The organism is Rhodobacter sp. CZR27, assembly GCF_002407205.1.
In the GTDB taxonomy this organism is placed as follows: Bacteria; Pseudomonadota; Alphaproteobacteria; order Rhodobacterales; family Rhodobacteraceae; genus Cereibacter_A.
On the sequence record NZ_CP023549.1, the window covers coordinates 99346 to 109824 of the forward strand.

10 protein-coding genes are annotated in these 10479 nt (G+C 68.4%); 2 read left to right on the forward strand and 8 right to left on the reverse strand.

Annotation, left to right across the window (positions count from 1 at the left end; all coding sequences use genetic code 11):
• The first annotated feature begins 56 nt into the window (after positions 1-56).
• A complete protein-coding gene (locus CK951_RS16650; protein ID WP_096787391.1) occupies positions 57-731 on the forward strand; it encodes a response regulator transcription factor in 675 nt (224 codons plus the stop codon).
• Entirely contained in the window at positions 728-2107 is a 1380-nt protein-coding gene (locus tag CK951_RS16655) for an ATP-binding protein (RefSeq protein ID WP_096787392.1), read from the forward strand. Before CK951_RS16650 ends, CK951_RS16655 begins: the two co-directional genes overlap by 4 nt.
• Here CK951_RS16655 and CK951_RS16660 read toward each other — a convergent pair.
• The 8 genes from CK951_RS16660 to CK951_RS16695 form a co-directional block, all read right to left on the reverse strand.
• Positions 2094-3464 carry a hypothetical protein gene (locus CK951_RS16660; protein ID WP_096787393.1) on the reverse strand — a complete coding sequence of 457 codons (1371 nt, stop codon included), beginning with the start codon at positions 3462-3464 and terminating at the stop codon, positions 2094-2096. The genes CK951_RS16655 and CK951_RS16660 overlap by 14 nt on opposite strands.
• A gap of 67 nt (positions 3465-3531) precedes the next feature.
• Positions 3532-3927, reverse strand: a complete 396-nt coding sequence (locus CK951_RS16665; RefSeq protein ID WP_096787394.1) for a VOC family protein — start codon at positions 3925-3927, stop codon at positions 3532-3534.
• Positions 3928-4010: 83 nt separating this feature from the next.
• Positions 4011-4859, reverse strand: a complete 849-nt coding sequence (locus tag CK951_RS16670; protein ID WP_096787395.1) for an ATP-binding cassette domain-containing protein — start codon at positions 4857-4859, stop codon at positions 4011-4013.
• Positions 4859-5707, reverse strand: coding sequence for an ABC transporter ATP-binding protein (locus tag CK951_RS16675; RefSeq protein WP_096787396.1), 849 nt, complete (start codon positions 5705-5707; stop codon positions 4859-4861). Before CK951_RS16675 ends, CK951_RS16670 begins: the two co-directional genes overlap by 1 nt.
• A 1-nt stretch (position 5708) precedes the next feature.
• A complete protein-coding gene (locus tag CK951_RS16680) occupies positions 5709-6602 on the reverse strand; it encodes an ABC transporter permease subunit (protein WP_096787397.1) in 894 nt (297 codons plus the stop codon).
• A gap of 7 nt (positions 6603-6609) precedes the next feature.
• The gene (locus CK951_RS16685; RefSeq protein WP_096787398.1) at positions 6610-7617 is read right to left on the reverse strand and encodes an ABC transporter permease subunit; all 1008 of its coding nucleotides are present in this window, start codon (positions 7615-7617) and stop codon (positions 6610-6612) included.
• Positions 7618-7684: 67 nt separating this feature from the next.
• Positions 7685-9283, reverse strand: coding sequence for an ABC transporter substrate-binding protein (locus tag CK951_RS16690; protein WP_096787399.1), 1599 nt, complete (start codon positions 9281-9283; stop codon positions 7685-7687).
• Positions 9284-9797: 514 nt separating this feature from the next.
• On the reverse strand, positions 9798-10472 hold the full coding sequence (locus CK951_RS16695) for a response regulator transcription factor (protein ID WP_096787400.1): 675 nt from the start codon (positions 10470-10472) through the stop codon (positions 9798-9800).
• Between the last annotated feature and the right edge of the window lie 7 nt (positions 10473-10479).

A 10479-nucleotide genomic window follows, 5' to 3' on the forward strand; every position in this document is an offset into this window, starting at 1 on the left:
AGGTTGCGGAAAGGTTGCGGCAAGGCGCGCCTGCGAGGCTGCACCGGGGAGGTGCCATGAAGATCCTGCTTGCCGAAGACGATCGCCAGACCGCGGATTACCTGCGCCAGGGCCTGACGGCCGAGGGCTACAGCGTCGATCACGTTCCCGACGGGCGCGAGGCGCTGGTGCAGGCGACGCTGCAGCCCTATGACCTGATGGTGATCGACCGGATGATGCCCGGGCTCGACGGGCTGTCGCTGGTCAAGGCGCTGCGCAGCGCACAGGTCAAGGCGCCGATCCTGATACTGACGGCGATGGGCGGCGTGACCGACCGGGTCGAAGGGCTTCAGGCCGGCGCGGACGACTACCTCGTGAAGCCCTTCGCCTTCTCGGAACTCTCGGCACGGCTGAGCGCGCTGGCGCGGCGCCCGGCGTTGCACGAGGGCGCGCGTGACCTGCTGCGGGTGGGCGACCTGACGCTCGACACGGTGCGCCGGACGGTAACCCGCGGCGGGACCGAGATCGACCTGCAGCCGCGCGAGTTCCGGCTGCTCGAGCATCTGATGCGCGCCGCCGGCCGGGTCCAGACCCGGACCATGCTGCTCGAGGCGGTGTGGGATTTCCACTTCGATCCCGGCACCAGCGTCGTCGAGACCCACATCAGCCGGCTGCGCGCCAAGATCGACCGCCCGTTCGACAAGCCGCTGCTGCACACCGTGCGCGGCGCGGGCTACATGCTGAAGGCATGACGGAGGCGCTGGCCACGCGGGTTCTGCGGTCGTCGTCGCTGCGGCTGGCGGCGCGGCTGGCGCTGATCTTCATCGTCGCGACGCTGCTCGCCGGGCTGGTCTCGGTGCCGCTGCTGACCGGCGCGCTGAAGGAGCGGCTGCGCGCCGACGCCCGGCAGATGGCCGAGTCGCTGGCGGCCACGTGGCAGGTGGCGGGCCTCGTGGACCTGCATGCCCAGATCGCGACCAACATCGCCACCACCCGAGACTTCGCCAACCTCTACCTGTTCATCGACAATTCGGGCCGGATCGTCTTCGGCAACTTCAACGTGCCGCGCCCCTTCACGGGCCCGCGCGAACTCGTGTCGGGGCGCGACATGATCCTGCCGGGGCGCAATGCGCCCGAGGGGCTGGGCTTCTCGGCCTATGGCCTGCGCATCCCCGCGGGCTTCGTCATCACGGCGCGGCAGACCTCGGCGCTGGACGAGGTGCAGGCCATCGTGCGGCGCTCCGTGGCGTCGGGGCTGGCGCTGGCGATCCTGCTGGCCGTGGGCGTGGCGGGGTTCCTCGCGCTTCGGGCCGAGAGGCGGATCGCGCGGCTGTCGGACGTGCTGACACGGGCCGCGGGGGGCGATCTGTCCCAGCGCGTGCGCGATGGCGGCACGGACGACATCGGCCGCATCGCCGAGGCGGTCAACGCGACGCTCGACCAGCTGGAACTGACGGTCGAGAGCCTGCGCCAGGTCTCCTCGGACGTGGCACACGACCTGCGCACCCCGATCACGCGGCTGCGCACCAGCCTTGAGCCGCTGATGCTGCGCGAGGATCTGCCCGAGGACGCACTGGGGCAGATCGGCTCGGCGGTGGCGCAGGCCGACCGGATCGTGCGGATCTTCAACGCCGTGCTGCGGATCGCCCAGATCGAGGGCGGCGGCGCACGTCCCCGCTTTGCCAGCCTCGACCTCGGCCAGCTCGCGTCAGACCTGCACGAGATGCTGGAGCCGGTGGCCGAGGAACTGGGCCATCACCTTGCCGTCGAGGCCGGGCCGGTGACGGTGCAGGGCGACCGCGACCTGCTGGCGCAGGCGATCGCGAACCTTGTCGAGAACGCCTTCCGCCACTGCCCGCCGCCGGCGCGGATCGCGCTGGCCGTCCGCCGGGAAGGCGCCGAGGCGGTGCTGACGGTGACCGACAACGGCCCCGGCATCCCCGAAGCCGAGCGGGCCGCCGTGTTCCGCCGCTTCTACCGGCTGGAGCGCAGCCGCAACACCGAGGGCAGCGGCCTCGGCCTCAGCCTCGTCGCGGCCGTGCTGCGCCTGCACGGCGGCCGGGTGGAGCTTGCGGACGCGGAACCGGGGCTCCGCGTCACGCTGCATCTGCCGGTCAGCGCCGGGTGACGGTCAGGCCCGCGATCGGACAGGCACCCTTTTCCGCCTTCTCGAGCGTGGTCCCGGCGTCGCCGGAGGCGATGCGGCAGACCATCGGGAAGCTGGTGGAGGTGCTGACGCCCTTCGGTTCCCGCAGGGTCAGCTGGTCATCCTCGATCCTCCAGCGGCCGCGCACGTCGGTGCCAAGCTCGGTGTTGCGCATGGTGAAGCGACCGTTGGCGGCGAAGGTCACCTCGAGCGGACCGATGGAATAGGCGCCGGGTTCAATGGCTGCGGCTGCCGCTGCGGGGGCTGCTGGCGCTTCGGTCGCGGCCGGCGGGGACTCCTGCGCGGCGGGCTCGGCGGCAGGCTCGCTGCCCGTTCCTTCCGGTTGCGGCGGCGCGGCCGGTTCTTCGGCGGCGGCTTCGCCATCGGCGGCCGGCGCTTCCGGTTCCGCAGCAGCAGGCTCGCTGCCCGTGCCTTCCGGTTGCGGCGGCGTGGCCGGCTCTTCGGCGGCGGCTTCGCCCTCGGCTGCGGCTGCCGGCTGGTCAGCATCCTCCGCCTGCGGTTCTTCCGCCGCGACGGCTTCCGCCTCGGCCGGCGTCTCCGGCGCGGCGGCGGCGGTTTCCGGTGCGGCAGATTCCGCCTCGGCCGCCGGCTGGGCGGAGCCCGCGCCGGCAACCCCGGCCTGCGGCGCCTCGGCCTCGGCCGCCGGGGCCGGCTCCGGTCCCTCGGTCGGGGCGGTCAGCTTCTGCGCGCCAATCCTCTGCTCAAGCTCGAGCAGCTCCTTGCTGCGCGAGGCGAGCACCTGGGCCAGCAGTTCCACCATGCCCTGCAGGTCGGTGCGCTGCTTCTCGGCCGATTGCGCCGCGGCGACGAGCTGTCCGCTCTCGGCGCGCAGGCCCTCCATCCGCTTGTCGAGATCCTGAACCCGCGCGGCAAGCTCCGTGACCGTGGCGCGCAGCGTATCCTCGCGTGCCGTCAGTTCCTTCAGCCGGGCCGTGGCAGCGTCGAATCCGGCGGTCGCCTCGGCGGCCCCCTTCTCGGCATCGGCACGGCGGGTGTCGAAGGTCGAGATCTCCTCGCGCATCGGGCCGACTTCCGCCGCCAGCCGGTCATGCTCGGTCCGGACCGCCAGCAGCTCGGCCTCGGCCGCGTCGATCTGCGACTGCAGCGCCGCCAGCGCCTCCTCGGCCTCCTTCGACCGGGCGGTCAGTCCCGCAACCTCGGTTTCCAGCGTGGCGATCGAGCCGGTCAGTTCGGCCTGATGGCCGAGCTGGTCCAGCGCCGAGTTCCGCTCGTTCAGCATGTAGGCGCCGAAGCCCACGCCCCCTGCCGCGACCACCGCCAGCGCCGCCGGCACGGCCACTCCCATGCGATCTCGCATGATACCCCCTTGTCAGTTTCATCGGCCCGAGTCCCTTGTGAGGTCCAGGCCCGGTGCCGGGGGAACCTTACTTGTAGCGGCCCCCGCGCTCCAACACTTCTATCTGGTATCCGTCGGGATCCGCGATGAAAAAGAACCGGGCGATCACCTCGCCGGCCGGGGCGAAGTCCACGATTTTCCGCGGGTTGAGCCCGGCATCCGTCATCCGGGCATGTTCGGCTGCGACATCGGCGACCGAAACCGCAAGATGGCCATAGCCATCGCCCAGGGCATAGGGGTCGGTCCGGCCCTTGTTGATGGTCAGCTCCAGCTCAAACTCGCTTTCGGGGTTCGAGAGGTAGGCGAGGGTGAAGCTGTCGAAATCCAGCCGCTCGGCCACCTCAAGGCCGAAGGCCTCGCGGTAGAACGCGAGCGAGCGCGCCTCGTCGAGGACGCGGATCATGCTGTGGATCGCCTTGGCCATGGTTCCTCCTGTGCCGGTGCCGGAAAGTGTGCCGCCCTGCCGGGGCCCGGGGGTAGTAGTCGGATACCACCCCCGGCCGAAGGTCAGGCGGCCGGGGCGCCGATGCCCGCCGCGCGCCGCCGCGCCACGCGGGCGCGGATCGCCGCGACATCGGTCACCGGCGTCGCGGCGAACAGCGTCCGCGTGTAGTCGTGCTGCGGCGCGCCGAACACCGCGTCGCGCGTGCCGTATTCCACCACCTCGCCCTTCCACATCACCATCACCTCGTCGGCGATGTAGCGCACGACCGACAGGTCGTGGCTGATGAAGACATAGGTCAGGTCGAACTCCTCCTGCAGGTCGGCGAGCAGGTTCAGCACCTGCGCCTGCACCGAGAGGTCGAGCGCCGAAACCGGCTCATCCAGCACCAGAAGCCGCGGGTTCACCATCAGCGCCCGCGCGATGGCCAGGCGCTGGCGCTGCCCGCCCGAGAACATGTGCGGGTAGCGGTGGAAGTGCTCGGGCGCCAGGCCCACCTTCACCAGCATCGCCATCGCCTTCTCGCGGCGCTCCTCGGCGCTGTCCTTCGTGTTCAGGATCAGCGGCTCCATCAGCATGTCGCCGACCTTCTGGCGGGGGTTGAGCGAGCCGTAGGGGTTCTGGAACACGATCTGCACCTTGCGGCGCAGGCCCGGCGGCAGGCCCTGCTTCGCGATGTCGATGGCCTCGCCGTCGATGAGCAGTTCGCCCTCGGTCGCGGGATCGATCAGCGTGATGATCCGCGCCAGCGTGGACTTGCCGCAGCCGCTTTCGCCCACCACCGCGAGCGTCCGGCCCTGCTCGACCGAGAAGCTGACGCCCTTGAGCGCCCGCATCGGCTGCGTGCGCCGGAACATCCCGCCAGAGCCGGCATAGTCACGGACGATGTTCCTGGCCTCGAGAACGGGAGCCATCATGCGCCTCCTGCAGTGGCTTCGGCATCGACGTAATCCGCGACGGTCGGCAGCCGGTCACCGGTCGCGAGCTCGGGCAGCGCGGAGAGCAGAGCTCGCGTGTAGGGATGCGAAGGCGCCTCGAAGATGTCGCACACGCCGGCCTCCTCCATCTTGCAGCCCTTGTACATCACCACCACGCGGTCGGCGGTCTCGGCCACCACGCCCATGTCGTGGGTGATCATGATCATCCCCATGCCGGTCTCTTCCTGCAGCTTCATCAGCAGGTCGAGGATCTGCTTCTGGATCGTCACGTCGAGCGCGGTGGTCGGCTCGTCCGCGATCAGCAGCTTCGGCTTGCAGGCGATCGCCATGGCGATCATCACCCGCTGGCACTGCCCACCCGACATCTGGTGCGGGTAGCTTTCCAGCCGAGCCTCGGGGTCGGGGATGCCGACCGCGCGGAACAGCTCGACTGCCCGGGCGCGACGTTCGCGGGCGCCGAGGTTCAGGTGGAAGCGCAGCACTTCCTCGATCTGGAAGCCCACCGTGAAGCAGGGGTTCAGCGAGGCGATCGGCTCCTGGAAGATCATCGAGATGTCGCGCCCGATGATCTCGCGCCGGGCGGCGTCGGACATGGTCAGCAGGTCCTGCCCGTCGAAGCGCATCACGTCGGCCTCAATGGTGGCGGTCTTCGGCAGGAGGCCCATTGCGGCGAGCATCGCTACCGACTTGCCCGAGCCGCTTTCGCCGACGATGGCCAGAACCTCGCGCGGATGCACGTGGAGGTCGATCCCCCTGACCGCATAGAAGCGGCCGGTCGAGGTGGCGAAACTGACCGAGAGGTTGCGGATTTCGAGAAGCGCCATGTCAGCTCCGCTTCAGCTTGGGGTCGAGCGCGTCGCGCAGACCGTCGCCGACGAGGTTGATCGCCAGCACCGTGATCAGGATGGCGAGGCCCGGGAAGGTCACCACCCACCAGGCCCGCAGGATGAATTCGCGCGCCTCGGCGAGCATGGTGCCCCATTCCGGCGTCGGCGGCTGCGCCCCCATGCCGAGGAAGCCGAGCGCCGCCGCGTCGAGCACCGCGTTCGAGAACGAAAGCGTGCCCTGCACGATCAGCGGAGCGAGGCAGTTCGGCAGGATGGTGCGGAACATCAGCCGCAGCCGCCCTGCCCCGGCCACCCGCGCGGCCATGACGTATTCGCGGTTCTTCTCGGACATGACCGCCGCGCGCGTGAGCCGGGCGAAGTGGGGCTGCAGCACGATGGCGATGGCGATCATCGCATTGGTCAGCCCCGGCCCAAGGATCGCCACCATCACCAGCGCCAGCAGCAGCGACGGAAAGGCGAGGATCACGTCCATCACCCGCATGATGACGGCATCCACCCAGCCGCCGAAGAAGCCCGCGACGAGGCCGAGGATGATCCCCCCGGTCAAGGCGATGGAGACCACGACGCAGCCGATGAACAGCGACTGTCGCGCGCCGAAGATCAGCCGAGAGAGGATGTCCCGCCCGACCGCATCGGTGCCGAGAAGGTAGGTCGTGCTGCCGCCCTCCTGCCAGAACGGCGGCATCAGCAGCGCCTCGCGGTTCTGCAGCGTGGGTCCGTGGGGCGCGATCAGCGGCGCGAAGGTCGCGATGAGCACCAGCGCGAGGAAGACGGCGAGGCCAATCACCGCGCCGCGGTTTTCCGAGAAGTAGAACCAGAACTCGCGCAGGATGCGGCTGGTTTCCGAGGTCTTCGGGGTTGCGACGGTCATGGAACCCTCACGCATGACGGATGCGGGGATTGATCACCCCGTAAAGCAGATCGACGATCAGGTTCACCACCATGACCACGGCGGCCATCAGCAGAAGCCCGCCCTGCACCGACGGGTAATCGCGGCGCGAGATGGAATCGATCATCCACTTGCCGATGCCGGGCCAGGAAAAGATCGTCTCGGTCAGGATCGCGCCCGCCATCACCACGCCGACCTGCAGGCCGATGGTCGTGACCACCGGGATCAGCGCGTTGCGCAGCGCGTGCACGCTGACGACGCGGAACGGGCTCATCCCCTTGGCGCGGGCGGTGCGGACGTAATCCTCGCCCAGCACCTCGAGCATGGCCGATCGTGACTGCCGCGCGATCACCGCCATCGGGATCGTGGCCAGCACGATGGCGGGCAGGATCAGGTGGCGCACCGCGGACAGGAACGCTCCCTTCTGCCCCGAGACCAGCGAGTCATAGAGCATGAACCCGGTGCCGTTCGGGAAGAAATACAGCAGGTCGATCCGCCCCGAGACCGGCGTCCACTTCAGGATTCCCGAGAACAGGATGATGAGCAGAAGCCCCCACCAGAAGATCGGCATCGAGTAGCCGACAAGCGCAGCCCCCATAGAGACCTGGTCGAACCAGCTGCCCCGCTTGATCGCCGCGAAGACGCCGAGCGGAATGCCGATCACCGTCGCGAGCGTCACCGCGACGAGGCCAAGCTCCACCGTCGCCGGGAAAAGCGTCAGGAACTCGGTCAGCACCGGCTTCTTCGTGGTCAGCGACAGGCCGAAGTCGCCCTGGAACAGGTTGCCCACGAACTCGAAATACTGGACCCAGATCGGCCGGTCGAAGCCCAGCTGGTGCGACAGCTCGGCATGGCGCTCGGGCGTGATGCCGCGCTCGCCTGCCAGAAGCAGCACCGGATCGCCCGGCAGAAGCCTGACGAAGCCGAAGGCCACGATGGTGATGCCGATGAAGGTCGGAACCAGATAGGCAAGCTTGCCGAGAAGGAATCTGATCATCTTGAACCTGAATGATGAGAGGCGCGCCGGGATGCTCCCGACGCGCCTGCCCGTTACTCTAGCCGTTTTACTCGGCGATATCGACGCCCGCGAAGCTGTGCTTGCCCAGCGGGTTCATCACGTAGCCCGAGACCTTCTTCGACATCGGCATGAAGACCGTCGAATGGGCGATGGTGGCCCAGGGGTTCTCGCGCTTGAAGACCAGCTGCGCCTCTTCGTAGAGCTTCGCGCGCTCGGCCTGGTCGGCGGTGACCTTCGCCTTCTGGATCAGGTCGTCGAACTCCTTGTTGCACCACTGGGCGCGGTTCGCGCCGCCGTCGCCGGTGGCCGAGCAGCCCAGAAGCACGCCCATGAAGTTGTCCGGGTCGCCGTTGTCGCCGGTCCAGCCGAGGATCACCGCGCCCTTGCGCGACGGGTCGGTGGACTTCTTCAGATACTCGCCCCACTCGTAGGAAACGATCTCGACGTTGACGCCGATCTTGGCGAAGTCTTCCTGCATCAGTTCCGCGGTGCGGCGGGCGTTCGGCATGTAGGGGCGCTGCACCGGCATCGCCCAGATCTCCATGGTGAGATCCTTCACGCCCGCTTCCTCGAGCAGCTTCTTCGCGGCTTCGGGATCATAGGCGGTATCCTCGACCGCGTCGTTGTAGCTCCACATGGTCGGCGGGATCGGGTTCTTGGCCACCTGCCCCGTGCCCTGGAAGACCGCCTCGAGGATGGCCTCCTTGTTCATCGCCATGTTCAGCGCCTTGCGCACGTCCGGGTTGTCGAAGGGCGCCACGGTGGTGTTGTAGGCGAGATAGGCCACGTTCAGGCCCGGCTGTTCCATCACCTGCAGGTTCGGATCGGCCTTCAGCGCCTCGATGTCGGCAGGCGCCGGATAGGGCATGATGTGGCATTCGCCAGCCTGCAGCTTCTGCATCCGCACGGCCGGGTCGGGGGTGATCGCGAAGATCAGGTCGTCGATCTTCTCGCGGCCGCCCCAGTAGTCGTCATTGGCCTGATAGCGGATCACCGCGTCCTTCTGGTAGGCCACGAACCGGAACGGGCCGGTGCCGACGGGGGCATTGTTCAGGTCTTCCTTGCGGTTCTCGGCCTCGAGCTTGTCGGCATATTCCTTCGACAGGATCGACGCGAAGTCCATCGCGAGGTTGGCCAGGAACGGCGCCTCGGGGCGGGTCAGCACGAACTTCACCGTCAGGTCGTCGACCTTCTGGATTTCCTTGATCACCGTGGGCATTTCCATGCCGCTATAGTATTCGTAGGTGATCCCGGCCACATACTGGTGCCACGGGCTCGCGGTGTCGCCCTGGCGCATGAACGAGAAGATCACGTCGTCGGCGTTCATGTCACGCGTCGGCGTGAAGAACTCGGTCGTGTGGAACTTCACGCCCGGACGCAGGTGGAAGGTGTATTCCAGACCGTCCTCGGAGATCTCGTAGCGCTCGGCCAGCGCGGGGGCGATCTCGGTCGTGCCGGGCTTGAACTCGACGAGCTGGTTGTAGACCGCCTGCGAGGCGGCGTCGAAGGTGGTGCCGGCGGTGTAGGGCGCGGGGTCGAAGCCCTCGGGCGAGCCTTCCGAGCAATAGACCAGCGTCTTTGCATTGGCCCCGGCAGCGGCGATCAGGGCCAGCGACGAAGCGGCCACAAGATGCGCGAATTTCATGGGTGAACCTCCATCATGTTGGAAGAGCCGCCTTCTTGCGAATGAGCGGCACCTCGGGCGGATCAAATGCCGTTGTGAAACCGTTTGCAAGGAAGATTCTCAAGCTTGACGCTGCGGCGTCGGGTCGAAAAGGGGAACGTTTCTTGACTTCTTCGGTGCGGCGTGACCCGGGGCCGGCGCGACCCTGCGCCGCAGGCCGCCGACCGGGCGAGGGACCGCCCGGGCAAGGGGCTGAATCGGGCGATCCGTGACGCCCGCGCGGCGCGGGTGTCATGCCTCCTTCCCCCGACCATGCCGGCGCGGCCGACAACCCGGGAACCAGCGGAAGGCAGAGTGTTGCCGTGGCAATCGCATGCCGCCGGGGCGAGACCTGCCCCTGCGATGGCGCTCGGGACGGCAGGCGGGGCGCACGGCCTTCTGCCGCGGACGGTGCCTCGCCTGTCCCGCCCTGCCGCGCCGGCCTGACCTCCCGATCCCGCGGAGGGTCGTGGTGGCCGGCGCTTCCGCCGCCAATTCAGGTCCCGAGGCGGTAGCCGGCCCCGCGGACGGTGTGGATCAGGGGTTTCTCGTCCACGCCGTCGATCTTGGTGCGCAGGTAGCGGACGTAGACCTCGACCACATTGGAGTTCGGATCGAAACCGTAGCCCCAGTTGTTGTTCAGGATCTGCGTGCGGCTGAGCACCGCGCCGCTGTGCTCCATCAGGTAGCGCAGCAGGCCGAATTCCTTGGGCGTCAACGCGATCGCGCGCCCGCCGCGGGTCACCTGCCGCGTGGTCGGATCCAGCACCAGATCGGCCACCTGCAGCACCGGATCGAACCGGGTCACCGGCGCCCGACGAAGCAGAGCCTCGATCCGGGCCACCAGCTCGTCGAAGGCGAAGGGCTTCGTCAGGTAATCGTCGGCTCCGGCGTTCAGCCCTTCGATCTTGTCTCCCAGCGCGTCGCGGGCGGTCAGCATCAGCACGCGGGAGCCGATGTTCTCGCTGCGCATCTGACGGCAGATCGTCACCCCGTCGAAGTCGGGCAGCATGCGGTCCAGGATGACCAGCGCATAGCCTGCCGTGCGCATCATGGTCATCGCGCCCTGGCCGGTCGCGGCGACGTCGAGCGCGTGCCCTTCCGCCTTCAGGCCGCGCGTGACGAAGTTGGCGATGCGCGGATCGTCTTCGACGAGCAGGATCTTGGCCATCGGGTGC

Bases quoted from the DNA above. Each gene is read 5' to 3' on its own strand.
- CK951_RS16650 (WP_096787391.1), top strand. From the start codon at position 57: ATGAAGATCCTGCTTGCCGAAGACGATCGCCAGACCGCGGATTACCTG.
- CK951_RS16655 (WP_096787392.1), top strand. From the start codon at position 728: ATGACGGAGGCGCTGGCCACGCGGGTTCTGCGGTCGTCGTCGCTGCGG.
- CK951_RS16660 (WP_096787393.1), bottom strand. From the start codon at position 3,464: ATGCGAGATCGCATGGGAGTGGCCGTGCCGGCGGCGCTGGCGGTGGTC.
- CK951_RS16665 (WP_096787394.1), bottom strand. From the start codon at position 3,927: ATGGCCAAGGCGATCCACAGCATGATCCGCGTCCTCGACGAGGCGCGC.
- CK951_RS16670 (WP_096787395.1), bottom strand. From the start codon at position 4,859: ATGGCTCCCGTTCTCGAGGCCAGGAACATCGTCCGTGACTATGCCGGC.
- CK951_RS16675 (WP_096787396.1), bottom strand. From the start codon at position 5,707: ATGGCGCTTCTCGAAATCCGCAACCTCTCGGTCAGTTTCGCCACCTCG.
- CK951_RS16680 (WP_096787397.1), bottom strand. From the start codon at position 6,602: ATGACCGTCGCAACCCCGAAGACCTCGGAAACCAGCCGCATCCTGCGC.
- CK951_RS16685 (WP_096787398.1), bottom strand. From the start codon at position 7,617: ATGATCAGATTCCTTCTCGGCAAGCTTGCCTATCTGGTTCCGACCTTC.
- CK951_RS16690 (WP_096787399.1), bottom strand. From the start codon at position 9,283: ATGAAATTCGCGCATCTTGTGGCCGCTTCGTCGCTGGCCCTGATCGCC.
- CK951_RS16695 (WP_096787400.1), bottom strand. From the start codon at position 10,472: ATGGCCAAGATCCTGCTCGTCGAAGACGATCCGCGCATCGCCAACTTC.